The 23,781-nt window shown below is 73.0% G+C and carries 20 protein-coding genes; 12 read left to right on the top strand and 8 right to left on the bottom strand.

Annotated elements, in window-relative coordinates; all coding sequences use genetic code 11:
* Window positions 1-8 precede the first annotated feature (8 nt).
* The gene (locus tag OG429_RS07270; protein ID WP_328924473.1) at window positions 9-623 is read left to right on the top strand and encodes a TetR/AcrR family transcriptional regulator; all 615 of its coding nucleotides are present in this window, start codon (window positions 9-11) and stop codon (window positions 621-623) included.
* Here OG429_RS07270 and OG429_RS07275 read toward each other — a convergent pair.
* Window positions 620-3,028: a SpoIIE family protein phosphatase gene (locus tag OG429_RS07275; RefSeq protein ID WP_328924474.1), complete on the bottom strand. Its 2,409-nt coding sequence runs from the start codon at window positions 3,026-3,028 to the stop codon at window positions 620-622. The two genes, OG429_RS07270 and OG429_RS07275, sit on opposite strands and share 4 nt — an antisense overlap.
* A 68-nt stretch (window positions 3,029-3,096) precedes the next feature.
* A complete protein-coding gene (locus tag OG429_RS07280) occupies window positions 3,097-4,209 on the bottom strand; it encodes a carboxylate-amine ligase (protein ID WP_328924475.1) in 1,113 nt (370 codons plus the stop codon).
* Window positions 4,210-4,561: 352 nt separating this feature from the next.
* Here OG429_RS07280 and OG429_RS07285 point away from each other — a divergent pair, with 352 nt between their 5' ends.
* Window positions 4,562-5,152, top strand: a complete 591-nt coding sequence (locus tag OG429_RS07285; protein ID WP_328924476.1) for a type 1 glutamine amidotransferase domain-containing protein — start codon at window positions 4,562-4,564, stop codon at window positions 5,150-5,152.
* 66 nt (window positions 5,153-5,218) lie between these two features.
* On the opposite strand, the gene OG429_RS07290 is transcribed toward OG429_RS07285, so the two are convergent.
* Complete coding sequence (locus OG429_RS07290; protein ID WP_328924477.1) at window positions 5,219-6,862, bottom strand: FAD-dependent oxidoreductase; 1,644 nt, start codon at window positions 6,860-6,862, stop codon at window positions 5,219-5,221.
* 148 nt (window positions 6,863-7,010) lie between these two features.
* Here OG429_RS07290 and OG429_RS07295 point away from each other — a divergent pair, with 148 nt between their 5' ends.
* On the top strand, window positions 7,011-8,132 hold the full coding sequence (locus tag OG429_RS07295; RefSeq protein ID WP_328924478.1) for a SchA/CurD-like domain-containing protein: 1,122 nt from the start codon (window positions 7,011-7,013) through the stop codon (window positions 8,130-8,132).
* A gap of 13 nt (window positions 8,133-8,145) precedes the next feature.
* Window positions 8,146-8,403, top strand: a complete 258-nt coding sequence (locus tag OG429_RS07300; RefSeq protein WP_328924479.1) for an acyl carrier protein — start codon at window positions 8,146-8,148, stop codon at window positions 8,401-8,403.
* Window positions 8,404-8,489: 86 nt separating this feature from the next.
* Here the strand turns inward: OG429_RS07300 and OG429_RS07305 are convergent, their stop codons facing one another.
* Both OG429_RS07305 and OG429_RS07310 read right to left on the bottom strand, forming a co-directional pair.
* Window positions 8,490-9,554, bottom strand: a complete 1,065-nt coding sequence (locus OG429_RS07305) for a methyltransferase (RefSeq protein WP_328924480.1) — start codon at window positions 9,552-9,554, stop codon at window positions 8,490-8,492.
* A 35-nt stretch (window positions 9,555-9,589) separates the two neighbouring features.
* A complete protein-coding gene (locus OG429_RS07310; RefSeq protein ID WP_328924481.1) occupies window positions 9,590-10,651 on the bottom strand; it encodes a right-handed parallel beta-helix repeat-containing protein in 1,062 nt (353 codons plus the stop codon).
* Between the two features lie 328 nt (window positions 10,652-10,979).
* On the opposite strand from OG429_RS07310, the gene OG429_RS07315 reads away from it, so the two are divergent.
* The 4 genes from OG429_RS07315 (at window position 10,980) to OG429_RS07330 (ending at window position 16,636) form a co-directional block, all read left to right on the top strand.
* On the top strand, window positions 10,980-11,345 hold the full coding sequence (locus OG429_RS07315) for a hypothetical protein (protein WP_328924482.1): 366 nt from the start codon (window positions 10,980-10,982) through the stop codon (window positions 11,343-11,345).
* A gap of 193 nt (window positions 11,346-11,538) precedes the next feature.
* Window positions 11,539-15,216 carry an nSTAND1 domain-containing NTPase gene (locus tag OG429_RS07320; protein WP_405680318.1) on the top strand — a complete coding sequence of 1,226 codons (3,678 nt, stop codon included), beginning with the start codon at window positions 11,539-11,541 and terminating at the stop codon, window positions 15,214-15,216.
* A 165-nt stretch (window positions 15,217-15,381) separates the two neighbouring features.
* Entirely contained in the window at window positions 15,382-16,035 is a 654-nt protein-coding gene (locus OG429_RS07325) for a molybdopterin-dependent oxidoreductase (RefSeq protein WP_328930186.1), read from the top strand.
* Window positions 16,019-16,636, top strand: a complete 618-nt coding sequence (locus OG429_RS07330) for a cytochrome b/b6 domain-containing protein (RefSeq protein WP_328924484.1) — start codon at window positions 16,019-16,021, stop codon at window positions 16,634-16,636. The genes OG429_RS07325 and OG429_RS07330 overlap by 17 nt, the downstream gene beginning before the upstream one ends.
* A 70-nt stretch (window positions 16,637-16,706) precedes the next feature.
* Here the strand turns inward: OG429_RS07330 and OG429_RS07335 are convergent, their stop codons facing one another.
* A complete protein-coding gene (locus tag OG429_RS07335; RefSeq protein WP_405680316.1) occupies window positions 16,707-18,275 on the bottom strand; it encodes a hypothetical protein in 1,569 nt (522 codons plus the stop codon).
* A 142-nt stretch (window positions 18,276-18,417) separates the two neighbouring features.
* On the bottom strand, window positions 18,418-18,612 hold the full coding sequence (locus tag OG429_RS07340; RefSeq protein WP_328924485.1) for a hypothetical protein: 195 nt from the start codon (window positions 18,610-18,612) through the stop codon (window positions 18,418-18,420).
* A 270-nt stretch (window positions 18,613-18,882) separates the two neighbouring features.
* On the opposite strand from OG429_RS07340, the gene OG429_RS07345 reads away from it, so the two are divergent.
* Both OG429_RS07345 and OG429_RS07350 read left to right on the top strand, forming a co-directional pair.
* Complete coding sequence (locus OG429_RS07345; RefSeq protein ID WP_328924486.1) at window positions 18,883-19,866, top strand: fibronectin type III domain-containing protein; 984 nt, start codon at window positions 18,883-18,885, stop codon at window positions 19,864-19,866.
* A 137-nt stretch (window positions 19,867-20,003) separates the two neighbouring features.
* On the top strand, window positions 20,004-22,028 hold the full coding sequence (locus OG429_RS07350; RefSeq protein ID WP_328924487.1) for an ATP-binding protein: 2,025 nt from the start codon (window positions 20,004-20,006) through the stop codon (window positions 22,026-22,028).
* Between the two features lie 146 nt (window positions 22,029-22,174).
* Here the strand turns inward: OG429_RS07350 and OG429_RS07355 are convergent, their stop codons facing one another.
* Window positions 22,175-22,360 (bottom strand): DUF5999 family protein, encoded by a 186-nt coding sequence (locus OG429_RS07355; RefSeq protein ID WP_328924488.1) that lies wholly within the window; start codon window positions 22,358-22,360, stop codon window positions 22,175-22,177.
* A gap of 156 nt (window positions 22,361-22,516) precedes the next feature.
* Between OG429_RS07355 and OG429_RS07360 the strand changes: the two genes are divergently transcribed.
* On the top strand, window positions 22,517-22,954 hold the full coding sequence (locus OG429_RS07360) for an SRPBCC family protein (RefSeq protein ID WP_328924489.1): 438 nt from the start codon (window positions 22,517-22,519) through the stop codon (window positions 22,952-22,954).
* A gap of 64 nt (window positions 22,955-23,018) precedes the next feature.
* Window positions 23,019-23,762, top strand: a complete 744-nt coding sequence (locus tag OG429_RS07365) for an LppU/SCO3897 family protein (protein ID WP_328924490.1) — start codon at window positions 23,019-23,021, stop codon at window positions 23,760-23,762.
* The last annotated feature ends 19 nt before the right edge of the window (window positions 23,763-23,781 follow it).

Raw genomic sequence — 23,781 nt, forward strand, 5'->3', positions numbered from 1 at the left:
GGAACCCCATGGCACGGATGGCCTCGGCGGAGCGGCGCCGACAGCTGACCGAAGCGGCCATCCGTGCCATGACCCGGGACGGCGTCGCCCGGACGACGACCCGGTCCATCGCCGCCGAGGCCGGCGTGTCCCTGAGCGTCTTCCACTACTGCTTCGACTCCAAGCAGGTCCTGCTCGAATCGGTCATCGAGACGATCACCGCCCACTACATCACCGTGGTGAAGGAGGCGATCCAGCCGAAGGCCACCCTCCGGGAGACCGTCCGGGCCGGGTTCCAGGCGTACTGGGACCACGTGGCGGCCAACCCGGGCGAGCACATGCTCACCTACGAGCTCACCCAGTACGCGCTGCGCCAGCCGGGCTTCGAGCACCTGGCCCGGCGGCAGTACGAGCTGTACGCCGAGACCTACACCGGACTCGTCGAACAGCTGCGCCACACCATGGGCTTCGAACTGCGCATCCCGGTCCCCGCGCTGGCCCGCTACCTGGCGGCCATGACCGACGGGCTGACGCTGAGCCTGCTGGTCCTCGGCCAGGACGCGGCCTCGGCGGACATCCTCGACACGCTCACCGACCACGTCGCCGGCCTCGTCGGCGACCACGCCCCGCAGGACATCCTCTAGCTCTCGTCCGGAACGTGGATGTCCAGGGCGCAGATGTCGTCCCGGTGCCCCTGGCGCCGGGCGGCCAGGGTGCGGGCGAGGGTTTCGCCCCGGCCCTCCTCCAGGAGCCGCCGGGCGGTCCCGGCGAGCCGGGCGAGTCCCTCGTCGAGGTCCTCCCCCGGTTCCTCGACGAGCCCGTCGGTGTAGAGCACGAGGTGATCGCCGGGTTCCAGGCCGAGGGTGCTCTGCGCGTAGACGGAGTCGAAGCCGGCCCCGAGGAGGCTGCCCGTCGGCAGGGGGAGGAACCTCGCCTCGCCGCCGCGGATCAGCAGGGGCGGCAGGTGCCCGGCCCGTACCCAGGTCAGGCGGCGGTCCCAGGGCTGGTAGCGGCCCATGATCATGGTGGCGGTGGCCCCGTAGGTGTCCCTGGCGGTGTGCAGCAGGAGGGTGTTGAGCCTGCTCAGTACGTCGGGCAGCGCCGAGCCGGTGACGGCCATGCCCTTGGCGGTGAAGCGGAGCTGGGCCATGGTGGCGACGGCGTCCAGGCCGTGGCCGGCGACGTCGCCGACGACGAAGAGCGCGCTCCTGTCGGGGAGTTCGATGGCGCTGTACCAGTCACCGCCGACGTTGACCCCGCTCTCGGAGGGTACGTAGGCGACGTCGATGCACAGGCCGGCGAGCTCCAGGGACTGCTCGGGGATGGGCAGCAGCGCGTGCTGGAGCCGGGCGGCGAGGGTGCGTTCGGCCTGCAACATGCCGCGCTCCACGAGGACGGCGCGCTCGCTCTCGCGCAGGGCCAGTTCGATGTCCCGCAACGCGGTGACGTTCTGGAAGAAGCCGTGCACCTCGACCGGGGTGCCGTCCGCGTCGGTCTGCGCCTCGGCGAAGATCCGCAGGTGCCGTACCCCGTCGGTGGTGGTGACGCGGAACGGCAGGTCTACCGGGGCTCCGTCGCGCAGCAGCCGCTTCACGGCCGCGCCCAGCCGCGCGAGGTCGTCGGGTACGACGTGCCGGGGCAGTTCCTTCAGCCCGATCGGACCCAGCGCGGGATCTCGGTCGAAGATCGCGTAGACCTGCTCGGACCAGGTGATGGTGTTCGTCGCCAGATGCCAGGCGGCCCATCCGAGGTTGCCCAGGCGCTGCATGTCGTCCAGCCGGCGGGCCTCGCGCTCGCTGGAGTCGTGGCGGACCCAGGAGACGACCAGGCGGGCCCCCAGCCGGGTGGCCCGGACGGAGTAGGTGGACTGCCGGGGAACTCCGGCGGTGACCTCCTCGTAGACGAAGGGCTCACCTTCGTAGACGGTTCCGGTGCTCAGCGTGTCCAGGTAGCCCTCCCACAGGGCCGTTCCCGCCACCGTGGGGTAGGTCTCCAGGATGCGGCGGCCCACGAGCTCCTTGCCCCGCCGTCCGGCCACGTCGACCGATTCCGGCGCCGCCGCGTCGATCCGGTAGTCCTCCACCTCTCCCGTCCCGGAGCGCAGTGGGGTGAGCAGTACCGCGGTTTCGGACATCGCGTCCAGGATCCGCTGGACGGCTTCCACCTCGCCCGGCTCGCCGGGGTCCGGCGGGCGCCCGATGTGGCGCAGGGGGGCCGCGCACAGCCGTACGGCACGGAGCAGCAGGGCCCGGGTGTCGGCGTCGAAGGGGGTCTGCCGGGTCCGGAAGAACCCGATGGCGGCCGTCACCGGGCGGTGGCCGGGTACCGGGAGCCAGGCGCGCGTCGGCCACAGACCGGGTGGATCGCCGATGAGGTGGTAGCGGATGCCGTCCCGCGCCGGATCCTCGAGCCAGAGCGGCTGCCCGCCGTCGATGGCCTCCAGGGCGGCCAATCCGCTCAGCGGCGGGACATGGTGCCACTGCGCGGCCAGTTCGTCGCCGACGCCGGCGTGTCCGGCCAGTTCCAGGCTCCCGGCGGGCGCCACGGCGTAGATCATCACGCCGTCCACACCCGCGGGGTCGGCGAGTGCGGACCGCAGCAGCCCGGCGACGTCGTCGGGGCCGTGCGCACCGGCCAGGCCGTCGGCCAGCCGGGCCAGGACCGCCCGGTGCCCGGCGCCGCCGTGGCCCGCGGCGGAGTGGCGGTCCGTGCCCGAAGCCGGGGGGCCCGGCTCGGAGGACGGGCAGGCCTGCGCGGCGGGGACGGGGGGCGACGCTGGACCGGCGGGGATCCGGCCCAGCGTGATCCAGCACTCCTCCATGAGCGTCCGCTGCCCCTGCGCGGCGCGGCGCAGCAGCGTCTCGTACGCCACGTCCTCCGACAGGCCCTCCAGGGCCATCAGCACGCCCTTGGCGCGCTCCAGGACGGCCGTGGTCGAAGCGAGACCCTCCAGGCCCACGACTTCCGCGCGCAGCTTGGCCACGACCCTGGCCAGTGCGAGCACCTCGGGCACGGCGCCGTCGCCCGGAGGCGCGGTATCGCTCGTCATGCTCCGAGCATGTCACGACTCGGGGCCCGTCACGGGCCGGAACCCATGACGGGCTGGGGGCCGAAGGGTCAGCCCGCGAGGGGGGCGGCGGCTGCCGTGCCCACCACGAGGCTGTCGACGACCCCCCGCAGGCTGCCCGTGCGTCTCAGGGCCGCCCGCTGACGGCTCGCGCCGGTGCCCTGGCGGCGCAGGTCGTCCCACAGGGATTCCACGGCGTACAGGTCACCGGCCGCCGCGAGCCCGGGTGCGGCGCGCTCCAGCAGCCGCTCGACGAGCAGGGCGGCGGGCCGTTCCAGGCCGCTCACCGGGTCGAGGCCCAGTCCGTCGATGCCGTGCTCCGCGGCCATCTCGTGGGCCCTGCGCAGCGTGGCCGTCGCGGGTTGGGGCGGCGGCACGTCGGCGTCCGCTTCGGCGAGGAGCGTCCCGGCGAGACCGCGTACGAGTGCGGCCAGCAGGACGACCGTGTCCACGTCGGCGTTGACGTCGGCGATCCGGAACTCCAGCGTCGGCACGTGCTCGGAGGGCCGGGCGTACCAATAGAGCATGCGGCGGTCGAGCAGCACTCCGGAGCCGACCATGCCGTCGACGTATTCCAGGTACCGGGGCTCGTCCAGCAGCGGGGGCGGTCCCACGGTGGGCCAGGCGGAGAAGGCGACCGACCGCCAGCTGTCGAAGCCCGTGTCACGGCCGCATTCGACGGGGGAATTCCCGGTCAGCGACTGGAGCACCGGCAGCCAGGGGCGTATGTGGTTCGAGAGGGCCAGCGCGCGCTTGCGGTCCAGGGCGCCGACGTGCACGTGGCATCCGCAGACCATGCGGGAGGGGCCGACGAGGGAGGCGAACCGGCGGGCCATGCGACGGTAGCGTTCGTTGTCGGTGACCGTCAGCGGCTCCTGCGGAGCGATCACCGGGACCCCCGAGGCCACCAGCAGGCAGCCCACCTCGCTCGCGCTCGGTGCGACGGTCCCCCGCAGCCGTACCAACTGCTCGCGCAGGTCCGCGCGGTCGGCGGTCGGCACGGTGCAGACCTCCACCTGCGCGTTGTAGAACTCCGCCTGGACCTGCTCGCCCATCAGGCCCTCGAGGGCGCTGATCACCTTGGGCGCGCGGTTCACCGGCGCCCTGCTGACCCGGTCGACCAGCAGGTACTCCTCCTCGACACCCATGGTCAGAACGTCCATCGGCTCTCCTGTTCAGAAAGTACCCGGCGCCTACTCCTGCCTCCCCTCGCTTCATCGTCCCAGTACACCTTCCGATCGGCCCGCCCGCACATGAGCGGCCCTCGGCCGGGCAGGGGCAGGGGGCAGCGCAGAGGCCGTACGGACAGCGAGTACGGCCGAAACCCGAGGTGAGCCGTATGGACTGGTCGAGCGAACCGGAGCCCGAGGGCCCCGGTCCCACCCCCGAGAGCCCCGATCCGGTACCCCGCGATCCGCAGCCGCCCCCGGCTCCCGGCCGCCCGGCTCCGGGCGCGCCGCCTCCCGACGAGCCGCCGGCGGTCCCGGAACCCCCTGACTGAAGGAGATGAACCCGGTGCGCATCGCCTTTCTCATGGCGCCCGAAGGCGTCGAGGAGATCGAACTCACCGAGCCCTGGAAAGCCGCACTGGCGGCGGGCTGGAACCCTCAGCTGGTCTCCACGAGAGCCGGCCGGATCCGCGCCTACCACCATCTCGAAAAGGCGGGAACCTACCCCGTCGACCACGTCCTCGCCGGGGACACGTCGGACGCCTTCGACGCGCTCGTCCTGCCTGGCGGGGTCGCCAACCCGGACGCCCTGCGACTGAACGCGCGGGCCGTCGCCTTCACGCGCAGCTTCTTCGAGGCCGGAAAGCCCGTCGCCGCGATCTGCCACGCCCCGTGGACCCTGGTGGAGGCCGACGTCGTACGGGGCCGCACGCTCACCTCGTGGCCGAGCCTGGCGACCGACATCCGCAACGCGGGCGGCACCTGGGTGGACGAGGAGGTGCACGTCTGCCGCGAGGCGCCGGGCACGCTGATCACCAGCCGCAAGCCGGGTGACCTGGACGTCTTCTGCGCCACGTTCGTCAAGGAGTTCGGCGCCGGCTGGCCGGTCTTCGTGCGGCCTGCGGACGCTGAGCCTGCCTCGGCCCGCGACGCCTGACCGGCGAAGAGAGACCGGCCCCGCGCACCGCCGCGGGGGCGGTGCGCGGGGCCGGGTGCCGGTCGGTCAGGACAGGTACAGCAGCGCGCTCAGGACCTCGTGCAGGACGGCTTCGGGATCGGCCACGGCTTCCGCCGAGCGCCAGGCCACGAAGCCGTCAGGGCGTACGACGACCGCCCCGGTCTTCGTCGTGCCGTGGACCTCAGCCCAGTCGGCGCCCTCCTCCGTGGCCAGGTCGGCCTCGGGGCTGGTGCCGATCGCGTACGCGTCCAGGCCCACGCCCAGCTGCCCGGCGGTGGACCGCGCCGCCGCCCGCCAGGGGGTGCCCTCGGAGCTGAGCAGCACGAACGACCGCTCGTAGAGGTCCACCGTGGACGTCCGCCCGCCGGGCCCCCGCAGCCACATGTGCGGCGCGCGCGTGCCCGGCTCGCCGGTCAGCCGCATCCGTTCGGGCACGACGGGCAGTTCCGGGTCGGTGCCCAGGACGGCGCCCAGGTTGTAGCGGTAGCCCATGGCGACGGAGAGGACCCCGCCCCCTGGCCGGCCGCCGCCGCGCGGCGCGGGGGCGGCCTCGGGTTCGTACCCCGGGTGGCTGTGTTCCGCCGAGCGGGCCGAGGCACGCTCGCTCGTCGCCCTGGCGACGGGCAGCCGCTCGGCCTCGTAGGTCTGCAGCAGTCGCGGACCCGCCGAGCCGTTCAGCACGGCGGCGAGCTTCCAGGCGAGGTTGTGGGCGTCCTGGATCCCGGTGTTCGAGCCGAACGCCCCGGTGGGGGACATCTCGTGGGCGGAGTCGCCCGCGAGGAAGACCCGCCCGGTCCCGTACCGTTCGGCGACGCGCTCGGCGGCGTGCCACGGGGCCTTCCCGGTGATCTCGATGTCCAGGTCGGGCGCGCCGACGGCCCGCCGGATGTGCTCGGCGCAGCGCTCGTCGGTGAAGTCGTCGATCGTCTCGCCCCGGTCGGGGTGCCACGGCGCGTGGAAGACCCACCGCTCGCGGTTGTCGACGGGGAGCAGGGCCCCGTCCGCGCCGGGCTTGGTCAGGTAGCACACGATGAAGCGCCGCTCGCCGACCACTTCCGCGAGTCCGCGGGACCGGAAGGTGACGCTCACGTTGTGGAACAGGTCGCCGTGGCCGCTCTGGCCGATGCCGAGCTGCTCCCGGACGGGGCTGCGCGGCCCGTCCGCGGCGACGAGGTAGTCGGCGCGGACGGTGCTGTGCTCCCCGGTTTCCCGGTTCTTCACGATCGCGGTCACACCGGTGTCGTCGGGGTCGAAGGAGAGGAGTTCGGTGGAGAACCGCAGGTCCGCCCCGAGCTCGGGGGTCACCGACATCAGCACCGGCTCGATGTCGTTCTGGCTGCACAGGCACCACGCCGCCGGGCTGAATCGGGCGAGCGCACCCCCCGGGTCGATCTCTTCGAACAGCCACTCCAGGTCGTCACCGGTCAGCGAGCCGCCCTGCATGATGCCGTGATTGTCCGCCAGGACCGAGGCGGCCTCACGGATCCGGTCCTCCACGCCGGCGACTCGGAACAGCTCCATGGTCCGTACGTTGATCCCGCGTCCGCGCGGGTGCATCGAGGTGCCCGCATGCTTCTCGACCAGCATGTGCCTGATGCCGTGCCGGCCCAGAAATAGCGAGGTGCACAGGCCCACCAGCGAGCCGCCCACGATGAGGACCGGGACGCGGTGGTCGACGTTTTCCTTCATGGCACTTCTCATGCCCTGCGCGAGGGGCGTTCCCTCGCCCGTTCACCCGCATGGATCTCTCCTCTCGCGCCGATGGCAGTACCGGACCACGATCGGTTCGGGTGGCGCCGCCCCGTGGCGACCGCGATGTCTCGAAGGAGTGTGAACGATGACGACCTTGTCGGAACGGATATCCCAGTCCGCCTTCGACGGCGCGAGGCTTCGCGTCGTGCTGCTGCTGGACCTGTACGACGGGGCTCAGAATCAGTTCCTGGAGGTCTACGAGCACATGCGTCGGCAGGTGTCGTCCGTCCCCGGACACATCAGCGACGAGTTGTGCCAGTCCATCGAGAACCCCTCGCAGTGGCTCATCACCAGCGAATGGGAGAGCGCACCGCGCTTCCTGTCCTGGCTGAACAGCGAGGAGCACGTCGCGATGGTCAAGCCGCTGCACGACTGCGTGCGCGACACCCGCTCGCTGCGGTTCAACGTGCTGCGGAAGACCAGCAGGTCCTCCGTACCGGACAGACCGGCCGAACCGGGCCCGATCGCCTCCGCTCCCCGGCGGGGGGACGGCGTCGTGCGCCATGCGCTCACCTTCACCGTGAAGCCTGGCAGCGAGGCCGTCGTCGCCGAGCTGCTGGCGGGGTACTGCTCCCCGCAGGCCCAGGTGGACGAGAAGACCAGGCTGCGCCGTACGTCCCTCTTCATGCACGGGAACCGGGTCGTACGGGCCGTCGAGGTGGAGGGCGACCTCCTGGCAGCCTTGCGCCATGTGGCCGGACAGCCCGAGGTCAGGGCCCTGGAGGCAGCCCTCAATCCGTACCTGGAGCAGGACCGGGACCTCAGCGACCCCGGATCCGCCCGGATGTTCTTCACCCGGGCGGCGCTCCCCGCGGTGCACCACGTGTCGTCCGGTGGGCCAGAGCCCGAAGACGTGCGGCGGCGCGCGCTGTTCTATCCCGCCAAGGACGGGTGCGGCATGGCACTCGCGCGGCTGCTGGCCGGACAGGACGAGGCCGCCGTGGGCGATCCCGCGAGCCCCATCGTGGCCAGCACCGTCTTCCAGCGCGACGACTTCGTCGTCCGGCTGCTCGACATGCACGGCAAGCTCGACGCCCGGCCAGCTCTGGCGGCCGGTGTCGAGGGCGACCACAAGGCGGCCGTGCTCGCCCGGCTGCTCGACAGCGCCACGGACGGTGTCCCCACGACCGACGAGGAGATCTCCCAGTTCCTGGAACGTTCCGAAATGAGTCTGATCACCGACCGGCGTCCGCCGGCGCGAGCTTGAGGAGAGGTCTGTCATGACCGCTCGACTGACGATGGAAGAACTGGCCGCTCTGATGCACAAGGGCGCGGGCCTCACCGTCGATCCCGCCGAGATGGCGAGCCGTCCCGAGGCGGCCTTCGACGAGTGGGGGCTCGATTCCCTGGGGCTGCTCGGCATCGTCGGGGAGCTGGAGAACCGGCACGGACGGCCCCTGCCCCCCGACGCGGACCGGTGCAGGTCGCCGCGCGAGTTCCTGGACCTCGTCAACAACGCGCTGATGACCGGCGCGTGACGCGGGCGTCCGTCGCGATCAGCAGAACCCGCGCCCCCGGGACCGGCTCCGTGCCGGTCCCGGGGGCGCCGGTGTGAGAGCCGCTGTCACCCGGGGACGGTGCACTCGAACGCGTGCAGGTACGGGTTGACCGGCCGGATCTCGCCGACCTCCAGGCCGGCGTCCGCCATCCGCGTGACGAGGCTGTTCTTGGTGTGCTTCGCACCGCCCACGTTGAGCAGCAGCATCAGGTCCATGGCGGTGGTGAACTTCATGGACGGGGTGTCGTCCACCAGGTTCTCGATGATGACGACCCTGGCTCCGGGGCGGGCCGCCGCGATGACGTTGTGCAGGGTCCTGCGGGTGCTGTCGTCGTCCCACTCCAGGATGTTCTTGATGATGTACAGGTCGGCCTCCACCGGGATCGCCTCACGGCAGTCGCCGGGGAGGATCGCGGTCCGCTCGGCGAGCGGACCGCCCTCGCGCAGCCGGGGATCCGCCTTCGCCGCCACTCCCGGCAGGTCGAGCAGGACCCCTCGTACGGACGGGTGCTTCTCCAGCAGGCTCGCCAGTACGTGGCCCTGGCCGCCGCCGATGTCCGCGACCACCGAGACCCCGGTGAGGTCGAGGAGTTCCGCGACGTCCAGCGCCGACTGCATGCTGGAGGTCGTCATGGCCCGGTTGAACACGTGGGCGGACTCGTGCGCGTCCTGGTGCAGGTAGTCGAAGAAGCCCTTGCCGAACAGGTCGTGGAAGACGCTCCCGCCGGAGCGCACCGCCTCGTCGAGCAGGGGCCAGGCCTGCCAGGTCCAGGGCTCCGTGCACCACAGGGAGATGTAGCGCAGGCTGTGCGGATCGTCCTCGCGCAGCAGGCGTGACATCTCCGTGTGGACGAACGTCCCGTCCTGGGTCTCCGCGAAGACTCCGTAGCAGGACAGGGCCCGGAGCAGCCGGTGCAGCGGCTTGGGTTCGCAGTCCAGCGCCGCGGCGAGCTCGGCGGCGGTGGCGGGCGCCTCCCCGAGCTCGTCGGCGACGCCGAGACGGGCCGCCGCGCGCACGGCGGCGGCGATCGCCGCGCCGAAGACGAGCTCGCGCAGCCTCATCGCCGTCTGGGGGGCGGGGGCTGCCGCGGGAGCGGCGGTGGGGGTGGGGGTGGTGCTTACCGTGGTCATACGGCCTCGATTCCACTGATGAGGGGGATCACGGGTCAGCACATCCCCGCGGGCTGGGAGGTCCCGCAGCGGTTGCCGACGAACGTGTTGCCGGACCCCGTCCCCTGGTTGGCCAGGTCCGCCGGCTGGTTGCCCCGTACGTCGTTGTCCTTGATGACGTTGTCGGTGTTCTGGGCGCCCACGAAGCTCTTGAACAGGAGGATTCCGCCGGACAGCGGCGAGGAGCCGACGTTGCCGCGGATGGAGTTCGAACGGATGACCGTCTCCTCGGCTCCGGTGAGGACGATGCCCACGCCCTGGATGTCCGGGAGGCGGGTGTTGCCCTTGCAGAACTTGTTGTTCTCGTAGATCCAGTTGCCCCGGATGACCATGGCGCCGGCGCCCGGCTCGCCCTCGTCGCCGACGACGAAGATCCCGCCGCAGTTGCCCGTCACGATGTTGTCGCTGACGGAGAGGTTCCGCACCCGCCTGACCGTGACCCCGATGCGGTTCCCGGTCAGCGTGTTGTCGCGGATCACGGCACCGCCGGTGTCGGTGGCGCCGCCCTCGCGGTCGATGGTGTTGGCGACGAAGATGCCGGACTCCGCGTTGTCACGCGCGGTGTTGTGCCGGAACACCCCCCGGGTGGACCGCTCCTGGGCGATGCCCCAGGTGCCGTTCCTCTCGGCGATCACCCCTTCGACCTTCAACCGGTCGGTACGGGTCGCCCAGATACCGCTCTTCCTGAACCCCGTCAGCGTCAGCGACCGGATGCTCACCCGGTCCACGGTCTTCTCCGCGGCTCCTATGACGCAGATACCGTTGCCGCTCTGCGCGCAGGGGTTCTCGGCGCGCGCGGGCGCGGCCGGAGGCATGATCACGGTCCCCGGCCCCGACCCGCGCAGGCTCAGGGGCTTCGTGATGTTCACGCTCTCGTGGTAGGTGCCGGGGAGCACGCGGATGCGGTCTCCCGGCAGTGCGGCATCCACCGCTTCCTGGATCGATTCGCCCGGATGCACCGTGCGCGTGGCCGCCTCGGCGGGCGGGGCCGCCACGCCGAGGCCTGCGGCCATGACGACTGAGATGCATGCGAGGACCGTGAGCTGTCGATTCGTCACAATGCCGAAGTTATGGGCGATCCGGGCAAATCGCCACAATGCACAAGCGGAAGAAGACAACCCGTGGGCAAACGGCCTCTTTTTGAGGTCCGGACGAGTGGCCGCCCGCGCGTCGCCTTGGCGCCCCGCGACCCGCCGGCGACCCGCCCGCGGAACGCCCCGCCCGGGCCACCCGGGACGCGGGGGTTGACCTCCGGCACGCGGCCCGGCTGGTCGCCGGGGGTTTCCCGGGCACTCCCCCGACGGGCAACGGGAAACCCGTCGACCCCGGCGCGCGGCGCCCGCAGGCTGGAACCGTCCGCACCAGGCACGACCCCAAGGGGAAATCATGCGCAAGATGTTCCGCGGCGCCGCCGCGCTCGCCACCGCAGCCGCCGCCGTGATCGCGCTCAGCGGTACCTCCCTGGCCCAGCCGGCCGACGCGTGGGCGGGCTGCCCGGACGGGGCGGTCTGCATCTACCCCCAGAACCAGAACCCCGCCGTCAAGCCGACCCACGTCTTCTACAGCTACGGGGCGCACAATCTGAGCAACCAGCACGGGAACCACTGGGTGCTCAACAACCAGTACGACGGTGCGACCGCAAACCTGTGCACCGGCAGCAACGGCGGTGGCTGCGGCAGCCCGATCGCCGCCAAGACCGGTGTCTACGCCGACCTGACGCCCGTCAACTCGATCCGCCTCAACCGGGCGTAATCGGTCCGACCCCGGCTGTAGCCTGGGCAGTGCCATCTCACTGCCCGGGCACGCCATGGGGGATGTCTTGGGGGATCCGGACCGCCGACGGAAATCCGATCACCAGCACGAATCGTCCGACGACGACACCACACCGCCCTTTCCCGCACAGCTGCGACGTCTGCGTGTGCAACGCGGTCTGTCACTCGCCGACATGGCCCGCCGGACGCACTACAGCAAGGGCTATCTGAGCAAGATCGAGACCGGCTCGAAGCGGGTGACCGCCGACGTGGCGCGCCGCTGCGACGAGGTACTGGGGGCGGGGGGCGAACTGCTGCGGATGGTACGGGAGACAGGACCGCCCGGCCCCGGCCCCGGCACCGATGCCGGGGCCGGGACGGGGACGGAGACCGGGCAGCAGTCGGACGGCGAGTGCCCCTACCGCGGCCTGTCGGCCTTCACCGCGCGGGACGCGGAGTGGTTCTTCGGCCGGGAACGGGCGACGGCCGAGCTGGTCGAGCGGGTCTTCGAACGCGTCGGCAGTGGGCCGCTGATGCTGGTCGCCCCGTCGGGCGCCGGCAAGTCCTCCCTGCTGAACGCCGGTCTCGTACCGGCTCTGCGGCGCCGGGGCGGGTTCCCGATGCCCGGCGCCGCCGGATGGCCGGTGGTGCGGTTCACTCCCACCGCGCATCCGCTGGAGGAGCTGCTGGACCGGACCGCGAAGGTCCTGGGCAGCGATCCCGGCATCACCGCCCAGGAGCTGCGCGACCGGCCCCGGGTGCTGCTCGAAGCCGTCCGCCGGCTGTCGGACCCGGGCCGCCGCCTTCCGCCCGTCCGGCTCGTGCTGATCATCGATCAGTTCGAGGAGCTGTTCACCCTCTGCTCCGGTGAGGAGGAGCGGCACGCCTTCGTACGGGTGCTGTCGGCCCTGTCCACCGCGGGGTCAGCGGGGGCCGGCCCGGATCCCGCCGTGGTGGTGCTCGGCGTACGGGCGGACTTCTCCGGGAGCTGTCTGGACGTGCCGGAGCTGGCCACGGTCTTCACGGCGGGGCTGTTCGTACTGCCCCCGATGACCCTTGCGGAGCTGCGGGAATCGATCACGCGTCCGGCGGAACTCGCCGGGGTCACCCTCGAACCGGGCCTGGTCCCCCTGCTGCTGCGCGACGCCGGTCTGCGCGAGGACACCCCCGGCCACACCCCCTCCGGCGCACTGCCGCTGGTCTCGCACGCGCTGATGGCCACCTGGCAGCGACGCCGGGGCGCCACCCTGACCGTCGCCGGGTACGAGCGGACCGGCGGCATCCAGGGCGCGATCGCGCGGACCGCCGAGACCGTCTTCGCCCGCCTGTACACGGACGAGCAGCGGACGATCCGCCGCGTGCTGGTGCGCCTGGTCCACGTCGCCGACGGCACGGGCGCCACCCGCCGCCGGATGAACCGCGCCGCCCTGATGGAACAGCTGGTCGACGCCGACCGGGCCGCGGCGGCGCTCGACACCTTCGTCCGGGCCCGGCTGATCACCATGGACAGCGACACCGTCGAGATCACCCACGAGGCCCTGCTGCACGCCTGGCCGCGGCTGCGCGGCTGGATCAACGCCGACCGGGCGGGCCTGCTGATCCACCAGCAGCTGTCCCACGCCGCCGCCGAATGGGAGCGCGAGGACCGCGATCCGTCGGCCCTCTACCGCGGGACCCGGCTGGACACCGCCCGCGCGTGGGCCGACGAGCTCGACGGCCGCAGCGGGCTCGGGCCGCTGGAGGAGGCCTTCCTGCGGGCGAGCCGGGCCGCGGAGGCCGGCCGGGAGCGGCTGGCCCGGCGTCAGGTGCGCCTGCGGCAGTGGATGCTGGCCACGCTCGTGGTCCTGCTGGTCCTCGCCGTGGGCGCCGGCGGGCTGGCGTACGAGCAGCGCGCGGGTGCGCTCGGCCAGGAGCGCGTCGCCCGGTCCCGGGCGCTCGCCCTGCAGTCCGCGTCGCTGGCCGCGGGCCAGCCGGAGGCGTCGATACTGCTCGCCGGGGAGGCGTACCGGACGGCGGCGACCACCGAGGCGCGCGGAGCCCTGCTGAGCACCCAGGCCCAGCCGTTCATCGCCCGGCTCGGCGGGCACGGCGGGCCCGTGAACGCGGTGGCCTTCGCGCCGGGGAACGGCACGCTGGCGACGGCCGGTTCGGACGGGACGGTGACGCTGCGGCGGCTGGCCGACCGTCGTACGACGGCGGCCTTCACCATGGCCGGCCGGGTCCGCGCCGTCGCCTTCAGCCCCGACGGCCGGACGCTCGCGGCCGCCTCGACGGACGGTCCCGCGCGGCTCTGGGACATCGCGGGCGGCCGTACGGCGGCGGTCCTCCCGGCGAGCACCACCGGCGCCCGGGCGGTGGCCTTCGCCCCCGACGGGCTGACTCTGGCCGTCGGGTCCCCCGACGGGACCGTCCAGCTGTGGGAGGCCGCCGGGGAGCACCGGGCCGTGGCCGACCTCGACGGCCATACCGGCAGGGTCAACGCTCTGGCGTACGCGCCGGACGGCCGCACGCTGGTCTCGGCCGGCTCGGACCGGACCGTACGGCTGTGGGACCCGGTGGAGGCCCGCCCGCTGGCCGTCTTCGCCGGGCACACGGACGAGGTGCTGGGGGCGGCGTTCGCTCCGGACGGGCAGTCCGTCGCCACCGGGGGCGTCGACCGGACCGTACGGCTGTGGGACGTGGCGGGGCGCCGGATCACCGCGACGCTGACCGGGCACAGCGACGACGTCAACGGCGTGGCCTACACGCCGGACGGGACGACGGTCGTCAGCGCGGGCGGCGACGGGACGACCCGGCTGTGGGACGTGCGCGGCGGCCGGCTGACGGCGACGCTCGCCGGGCACACCGACTACGTGCTCGGGGTGGCGGTGGACTCCGCGGGCGCCGTGCTGGCCACCGCCGGGTTCGACCAGTCGGTGGTGCTGTGGGACCTGCGCGGCCCGGTGCTGGCGTCGCGTCCGTTCACGGAGGTCTGGCACGCCGTGTACAGCCCCGACGGCAGACTGCTGGCCACCGCGGAAGCGGATCACACGGTGCGCGTGTGGGACGTGGCGGAGCGACGGGTGGTGGCCGCGTTCGCGGGGCACACCGAGACGGTGTTCTCGGTGGCCTTCGCCCCCGACGGACGCACGCTGGCCTCGGCGGGCTCCGACGGCACCATCCGGCTGTGGGACGTGGCGGCTCGCGCACCGGCGGCCACCCTCGCCGGCCGGGGCGGGACCGTGTTCGCGGTGGCCTTCGCCCCCGACGGGCGCACGCTCGCCGCTGCCGGCGCGGACGGCACGGTGCGGCTGTGGGACGTCCCGGCACGCCGCCCGCTCGCGGTGCTCACCGGCCACACGGACTTCGTCAACGACGTGGTGTTCAGCCCCGACGGGCGCACCCTGGCGAGCGCCGGCGACGATCTGACCGTACGGCTGTGGGACCTCTCGGCGCACGCTGCGGGCGGAATCCCGGCTCCGGCCGTGCTCTCCGGCCATACGGGCGCGGTGCGGGGCGTGGCCTTCAGTCCGGACGGGCGGACCCTCGCCAGCAGCGGCAACGACGGGACGGTCCGCCTGTGGGACGTCCGCCGCCGGCGCTTCGAGGCGGCGCTCACGGGGCACACCGGCTCCGCGCGGGGCATCGCCTTCTCCCCCGACGGCCGGACCCTGGCCAGCAGCGGCAACGACCGTACGGTGCGGCTGTGGGACGTGGCCGGGCGCCGCCTCGTGGCCGCGCTGGCCGGCCATGCCAGCGCGGTGTGGGGGGTCTCCTTCTCGCCCGACGGGCGGACGGTGGCCAGCAGCAGCACCGACGGGACCGTGCGGCTGTGGAGCCTGGACGTCGGGGCCCGGCTCGCGGAGATCGACCGCTGCTGCCGCCACGGCTGAGGTCCCGGCGGCGGCGCCGGCCGCCAGGTGTGACGAAAGTCTGACGTGCCGCCGCGACCCCTGGTCTCCGGGGACCGGCGGTGGTCGAATCGGCGGGTGAGCACAGAAGAGCGCGCAGACCCCGACGGCCGGGGCACCCCGGTCGGGCGCCGGCTGGTCCTGGGGATGCTCGGCCTCGGCGCGGCCGGGCTCGTCACCGCCCCCTACCTCCAGCACGGCTTCGAGAGCGTCGCCGACAAGGACCCCACCGGGATCAGCGGGCTGCTGCCGAACGGCGGCGGGTTCCGCTACTACTCGGTCGCCTCGTCCGTTCCCGAGCGGGGCCCGGAGGACTACCGCCTCACGGTCGGCGGGCTCGTCGACCGCCCGGTGGAGTACACCCTCGACGCGCTGCGGGCGCTCCCGCAGACCCGGGTGGTCCGGGACGTGCAGTGCGTGACCGGCTGGCGGGTCCCGGGTACCGCTTTCGAGGGGGTGCCGCTCTCGCGGCTGCTCGACGCCGCCGGGGTACGACCCGAGGCCCGGGCCATCCGCTTCGACTGCTTCGACGGCACCTACACCGAGAGCCTCACCCTCCCGCAGGCCCGCCGCGACGACGTCCTGGTCGCCCTGCGGATGCAGGACCGGCCGCTGGGCCACAGCCACGGCGGACCGGTGCGGCTGTACGTCGCCCCGATGTACTTCTACAAGTCGGCCAAGTGGCTCTCCGGGATCACCCTCACCGAGAAGGTCGAGCCGGGCTACTGGGAGCTCCTGGGCTACGACGTCGACGCGTGGGTCGGCCGCTCGAACGGACGTGACGATGCCCCCACCGTCTGAACGGGCCGCGCGCGTGCGCCGCTTCAGCCGCGCCGAGCGCCTGGTCCACCGGTCCACGGCCGCGCTCGCCCTGGTGTGCGTGGCGGGCGCCGCCTGCCTCTACCTGCCGCCGCTCGCCGAACTGGTGGGCCGCCGGCACCTGGTCGTCACCGTGCACGAGTGGTCCGGGCTGCTGCTCCCGCTGCCCTTCCTGCTGGGCCTCGCCTCCCCCGCCTTCCGCGCCGACCTGCGCCGGCTGAACCGCTTCGGGCCGCACGACCGCCAGTGGCTGCGGGCCGCGCTGCGCCGGGACCGCACGGGGCCGCGGCCCGCCGGGAAGTTCAACGCCGGGCAGAAGGTGTACGCGGGCTGGCTGGCCGGGGCGGTCCTGGTGATGCTCGGCACCGGGCTCCTGATGTGGTTCACCGGCCTCGCCCCGCTGGTCTGGCGGACCGCCGCCACCTTCGTCCACGACTGGCTGGCCCTGGCCCTCGGCATCGTGCTCGCCGGGCACATCGGCAAGGCCCTGGCCGATCCGGAGGCTCGGCGCGGCATGCGCACGGGCTCGGTCGGGCGGTCGTGGGCCGCGCGCGAGCACCCGCTGTGGCGGCCCGAGGAGTGAGCCCCCGCCGTGACGACGGGGGCTCGGCTCCCCGGGGAGGGCCTGGGCCGAGGCGATCGTCCGGCCGGGATCAGCCGCCGTCGCGGACCGCGACGATGCCGTTGAAGACGCCGACGTACGCGGTACCGTCGGGCCCGAGGGTGATCGGGGCCCAGTTGTTGTCGTACAGCGCGCCGGTGCCCGTCAGCTGCCGCCAGCGGCGCTCGCCGGTACGGAAGTCCACCGCGGTGAGGTACCAGGCGTCGATGCCCCAGAAGCTGGGCTCCTTCTCGTAGAAGTAGAGCAGCCCGTTCCCGGTGGAGAGCTTCGGGACGACGGAGGGCGAGCGGATCGCGCTCTCCCACACCGTGTCGCAGCCGCTGCCGTCGGCGCGGACGTCGATGCGGGCCACCCCGCCGACGACGGACTTGCCCAGCAGCAGGGTCGTGGGGTTCTCGTAGCCGTAGTTGTTCTCGACGACGATGCTGTTGCCCCAGGTGATCAGGGAGTTGTCTGTGGTCGAGGCGCCGGGGCCGAACACCGGCACCTTGCAGACCAGCCGCCGGTCCGCGGGCACGTCCACGCCCCGCTTGTAGACCAGGACGTTCATCCGGTCGTCGGCGTTGTCGGTGATCGCGACGTAGCCGTTGCCGAAGAGGTCCGGGGTGGTGCCCGAACCCTGGTTCACGGAGCCGGGCTTGGTCCCGGTGCCGCGGTCGTACGTCTGGCGCCACTGTGCCTCGGGGGTGCCGTCGGCGGCGGCGCGGAAGCTGTAGAGCGCGTGGTCGGTGACGATGGAGACGCCGTCCTCGGCGACCGAGAAGGAGTTCTGGATCTCCTCGCCGTCGAGCCGGACGGAGCGGATCCGCGAGGTCGCCGGGTCCACGGTGCCGACGCGGCCCTGGCGGGTGACCCACCAGATGCGGCCGTTCCAGTCGGGCATGACGGAGGTGACGGGGTCACAGGTGCCGCTGGGCCACAGGTTGGTCCAGCTGACGCAGTCGTGCGGGACCTGGCCGGTGAGGTCCCAGTCGTTGTCGACGGTGAACTTCCAGCTGCCGTCGGCGTTCTGGCTGTGGGCGAGGCGCAGGACGTGCTGGCGGGAGTCGGCCAGCACCGCCCGGTCCTGGTCGTCCAGGTAGAAGTAGGCGCCGCCCGAAGTGTCCTTGAAGATCTTCGCGAAGTCGAGCGAGGTGATCGCCTCGACCGTGGAAGAACGCTGCGGGAGCTGGTACTCCGCGAGCGTGGCGAGCGTACGGGGCTCCAGGAGCTTGGCCTTGAAGCCCGAGAAGGTGCCGCACACCGTGACGAGCCGGCCGCCCGCGTCGAAGGTGGCGGTGGCGCATTCCCCGCCGAGGGCGGCGATCTTCTCGCTGGTCACCCGGGGGTTCTTGCCGAGCGGCCCGCTCCAAGGGGACGTGGCACTGCCGGCCGCGTCGGAGTGCATGCCGCTGCGGCCGTTGGGCGCGAGGAAGGGGTGCTGCGGCGGCGCCTCGCCGGGCAGCGGTGCGGCCGGCGCGGGGCTGCCGTCGTAGTGGCTGACCAGGCGGTGGCCGGGGGCCTTGGGTATCTCGTCGGCCTGGGCCGGCGAGACTCCGTACATCACCGTGAACGCGGCGACGACCGGGACCACAGCGCAGTTCAGCGCTCTTCGGAACATCCGGGACCTCCTCCGTTTCTCTGCGGGTTCTATTGACACCACGTCTGACATCGCACCGCCGCCAGACGCTAGATCGCACTGCCCGAGGAGTCCATGGAAGAGCCGGATGATTCACGAGGGCGCAACAGTCGATCAACGATCCCTAGGGGTTGAGACTGGAGACCGCGTTCGCGGTGGCCGTCAGACTGTCGTGGATGGCCGCGGCCATGCTGCTGCTCGCGAGGTAGAAGCCGAGCAGTACGCACACGAGGGCGTGCGAGAACTTGAGCCCGCCGCTGCGCACGAAGATCCAGGCGAGGATGAAGAGCAGGACGACCACGGAGAGGGAAATCACCATCGAAACCTCCTTACTCGGCGCCATGGTGGCGCAGGCGGGGGTACCGGCGGGCGAAAGACGTGTCCTCCGTACGGGTGTTGACCGTCCGTGACGGACGGACGGTCCTTGACGATCCCGTTCCAGCGGGTCGTACGGCCGGGTTGTCGTACCGGGCGCGTGCCGGACGTGATCGGAAGAAGCCGAACCGGGCACGGCAGGGGTCTTGCCGGGCCCGCGGCCCCCGTGCCATATATGTCTAGACCTTTACGAGGAAGCGGAGGATGGCACCCCGTGCGACGCACCGCCCCGACCCTCGCTCCCCGCCTGGCCCGCGGCCCGCGCCTGGCCCTCGGGCTGTGCCTGGGCCTCGCCGGACTGGCGGCGTGCACCGCGCCCGACACCGAGGCCCCGCCCGCACCCGCCGGGCTCACCGCACAGCCCGGCAGCGCCACGACCGTGCACGTCATGTGGGAAGAGGCCGCCGAGCGCGACGGGGTGACCGGCTACCAGGTCTTCGAGTCCGGCCGCCTGGTCCGCGAACTCCCGGCCGGCAAGACCATGGTGGACATCACCGGCCTCACTCCGCAGACCGGCTACGCCTTCACGGTCCGCGCCGAGGACGCCGCCGGGAACCTCTCCGGGACGGGTCCGGCCGTACGGGCGACCACCCCGGCCGCGTCCGCCGAGGACCGTCTGGCGCCCACCGCCCCGGCCGCCACCACGGCCCGGGCCACCGGGCCCCGTGCCGCCTGGGTGTCCTGGTCCGCCGCCACGGACGACACGGGCGTGACGGCGTACGACGTCTACCAGGGCGGCGTCCGGATCCACACCGCCGGCCCCGGGGAGACCGGCACCGCGCTGAGCGGCCTCCAGCCCGACACCGTCTACACGTTCACCGTGCGGGCCCGCGACGGGGCGGACAACTCCTCCCCCGACGGCCCGGCGGTGGACGTGACCACCCCGCCCGCCTCCGGTGACGGACCGGGCACCGCACCCGCCGGGTTCACGGCGACCGCCTCCCCCGGCGCGGTCACGCTCACCTGGACCGCCCCGGAAACCGGGCGCGAGACCAGCGAGTACGAGCTGTACGTCAACGGACGGCCCACCACCGTCATCCAGTTCGGCACGGGTGCGGTCCCCAGCGGACGTGCGGAGCACCGGATCACGGTGACCGAGCCCGCCGGTACCGTGTGGGCGGTCAAACTGCGCGCCCGGCTGCCCGACGGCAACTGGGGCGCTTTCTCTGCGGAGCGGACAGTCACCCTCATAGCGTGAAATCCGGCAACGATCTGGCCTGAACAGCACGGCCGGGTACGGAGATCGCGCACAATACTCCCGTGTTCGGTGAGTACTCGGTCAACAACAATCAGCCAGATTCCGCAGGCGGCGGCGGTGCGTCAGACTCCGGCGGCGTGCCGGGAAACCTGCCGCCGGAATCGGCGAGCTTCGTCGGCCGGGAGCGCGAACTCGGCCTTCTCGACGGCCTGTTGCGCGAGCACAGGCTGGTCACACTCACCGGCGTGGGCGGTGTCGGCAAGTCCCGGCTCGCCCTGCGGGCCACCGCCGCGGCCTGCCGGGACCGGCGGGACGGCGTGGGGTGGGTCGAGCTGTCGCCGCTGCGCGACCCCGCCCTGCTCGCCACGGCCGTCGCCCACGCCGTCGGCCTCGCCGACCACTCCGCGCGCTCCCTCGACGAGGAGCTGTGCGCGTGGATGGCCGACAAGGAACTCCTCCTCGTCCTGGACACCTGCGAGCACCTGGTGGCAGCCTGCCGCCACCTGGTGGGTGAACTCCTGCAGTCCGCCCCCGGGCTGACGGTCCTGATCACCTCCCGGGAGCCGCTCGGCTCCCCCGGCGAGGAGGTCGTCGAGATCCGCCCGCTGCCCTGCGAGGGGCCCGACAGTGACGCCCTCACCCTCTTCCGCGCCCGCGCCCTCGCCGCGACCCCGCAGGCGTCGGCCGCCTTCGAGGACGCCGGCCGGACCGCGGTCGCGGCCGAGCTCTGCCGCCGCCTCGACGGGATCCCGCTCGCCCTGGAACTGGCCGGCGCCCGGATGCGGCTGTGGACCCTGGAGCAGATGGCGGAGCGGATCGGCGAGCGCTTCGACATGCTCGCCGACACCCGGGCCGTCATGCTGCCCCGGCACCAGACGATGCGGACCACGATCGGCTGGAGCCACGAGCTGTGCGAGCCGCTGGAACGGCTGTTGTGGGCCCGGCTCTCCGTCTTCACCGGGGACTTCGACATCGCCGCCGCCCGGGCCGTGTGCGCGGGCGGTCCGCTGCCCGCCTCGCGGGTGGAGCGGGTGCTGGCGGGCCTGGTCACCAAGTCGGTGGTCCGGCGCACCGAGGAGCGGGGCGGCGGAGCCCGCTACCGGATGCTGGACACGATCCGCGAGTACGGGCACGACTGGCTGGGCGAGCTCGGCGAGCGGCGGATCGTCGCCGACCGGCACGCCCACTGGTACGGGGCCCTCACCCAGGCCGCCGAGCGGGGCTGGCTCGGCCCCGGGCAGGTGGACTGGTACCGCAGGATGACCGCCGAGCACGCTCAGCTGCGTACGGCCCTAGAGCACCTGCTGGGCAACGACCCGGCAGCGGCACTGGAGATGGCCGGGACGCTGTGGTTCTACTGGTTCGCGTGCGGACACGTGCACGAGGGCCGCGGCTTCCTGGAACGGGCGCTGCACGCCGCCCCGGCAGCGGGCGCCGCCCACAACCAGGCCGTGTGGGCCCTCGGGCTGACCGCGCTGCTCCAGGGCGACATGGACACGGCCCGCCGGACCGGCGAGGAGTGCGCCCGGGGCGCGGCCCCGCTCGCGGACCCCGAACAGGAGCTGCGCGCGGCCTACTTGCAGGCGGCGTCGGTGCTGATGCCGGGCGACCCCGTACGGGCCCTCGCGCTGGGCGGTCCACGGGCCCGGGCGGGCCACGGCGGGCGGCCCAGCGGCCCGGGCTGGCTCCTGTGCAAGCTGGCCAGCGGCTACGCCCTGTGCGACCTCGGGCGCTTCGAGGAGGCCGCCGAGGAGGCGCGGTCCCTGCGGGAGACCTGCGCGGAGCTGGGCGAGCGCTGGCTGCGGGCGTACGCCGACTACGTGTTGGCGGTGGCCGCACTGGGCCTGGGCGACCACGGGGAGGCGGCCCGGCACGTGCGGGCCATGCTGTCCGGCAAACGGCTGCTCGGCGACCGCTTCGGCATCGCGCTGGGCCTGGACCTGCTGGCCGCGGCGGTGGCGGGGCTGGGTGACGGGGAGCTGGCGGCGCGGCTGCTGGGCACCGGGCACGCCTGGTGGCGCACGGTCGGCCGGCCGCAGATGGGCGGCGCGCCCTCGCTGATGGCCCTGCGGGACCAGGGCGAGCGGCAGGCCAGGGCGGCGATCGGCGACGCCGCCTTCGAGGCGGCGTTCCGGGGCGGCGCGGCGGCGTCCACCGGCTGACCGGCAGCCGGTGGACGGCTTGCTAAATCCTGGGCTCCCGTCAGTACGGGAGGGGTCTGCCCGACGGTGTGCGCAGATCCAGGTCTCGGGGGGCGGGCTTGGGGACGGGCTTGCGGATCAGCTGCTGGCGCATGCTGCCTCCTCGCTCAGACCAGGACCGGGCGGCGGGGTTCCACCGCACGGCCGTCGGGGAGCAGTTCACCGGTGTCGTCGAAGACGACGGCGCCGTTGCACAGCAGGCTCCAGCCCTGTTCGGGATGGAAGGCCACGGTACGGGCGGCATCGTGGTCTGCGCTGTCTACGGCAGGACAGGGGGGCTGGTGGGAGCACATCGGCGCACCTCCTCGCAATGTGGGGCGGGAGAGCCGGTGGTCACCCGGTCGAATCCGCGATCCACGGTGGCGGTGAGTATTGCTGATCGCCACCCCCGGACGGAACCCATATTCGCGGTCCAGTTCAGGGTGTGTATGCCCGATTACCATGCGCTCATGCCCGGTATCCGGTTTGTTCACCGTACCCATTTGCCGGCGGCCGAGACCTGGCTGAGGCTGACGGACTGGGAGCGCCACGGCTCGCAGGTCCCCTTCACCCGGACGATCATCGTCACGGAGCCCCCGACGCGCGCCGGAACGCTCTTCACGGCGCGCACGGGTGTGGGCAGGATCACATTCGACGATCCGATGGAGGTCGTGCTCTGGAACCCGCCCGACGGGGACTCGGGCGGGCTGGTGAGGCTCGTCAAGCACGGACGCGCCGTCCTGGGCTGGGCGGAGATCGCGATCCGCCCGCTTCCGGGCGGCGGCACGGAGATCGTCTGGACCGAGGAGCTGCGCCTGCGCGGGCTCCCCCGCCTGCTCGACCCGGTGGTCGCCGCGGCCGGCCGGTTCGTCTTCTCCCGCGCCCTGCGCGGCATTCTGCGCCCGTAGGCGGCGGGTTAGGGTTCGAGCCGTCACCACGCCGGTGATCACCGCGAGAACGAGGGGGATCTCCGTGGCCACCCCGCCACCGCCGCAGCAGGGCCCGTACTGGCAGCAGCAGCCGCCACCGTGGCAGGCGGGCCCGTACGTTCCGCACCAGCCCGGGGGCCCGTACGCCCGCCTCACGCCGGAGCAGGGGGCCTACGGCTGCCGGGTCTGCGGGGCGCTGCCCGTCGCGGAGACGACGGTCCACGGCCATCAGGGCATGATCGTGCTGATGCGGTTCCTCAGCCGCAAGGGGCCGTTCTGCCGCGACTGCGGGCTCGCCGTCGTCCGCGACATGTCCGCGAAGACCCTGTGGCAGGGCTGGTGGGGCCCGCTTTCCGTGTTCATCACGCCGGTCACCCTGCTGACCAACCTCGCCCCGTGGGGAAGGCTGCGCAAGCTCGGTCCGCCGGTGGGCGGCGCCATGCCCCCGCTCGACCCGGGCAGGCCGCTGTGGCGGCGCCCGGTGGCGCTGGCCGGCCTCGTCCCGCTGCTCGCCGTGATCCTCGCGTTCCCCGCCCTGATCCTGATCGGCCTGCTGGCGGGCGACGACAGCGGCCCGAGGAAGCTCGCCGTGGGCACGTGCGTGCAGGACGCGGACCGCTTCCGCACCGAGGAGCTGGTCGTCGAGAGCTGCGATTCCGCGCTGGCCAGGTACCGGATCACCAAGCGGTTGGACACCCCCGGCGCGACCTGCGCGGAAGGCGAGCTGATCAGCGTCTCCGAGCGCAGCCTGGAGGCCGCGCCCCTCTGCCTCGCGCCGTGGCGCTGAGGCCCGTCCCCGGGCCCCG

The sequence above is a fragment of the Streptomyces sp. NBC_00190 genome, assembly GCF_036203305.1.
Classification (GTDB): Bacteria; Actinomycetota; Actinomycetes; order Streptomycetales; family Streptomycetaceae; genus Streptomyces.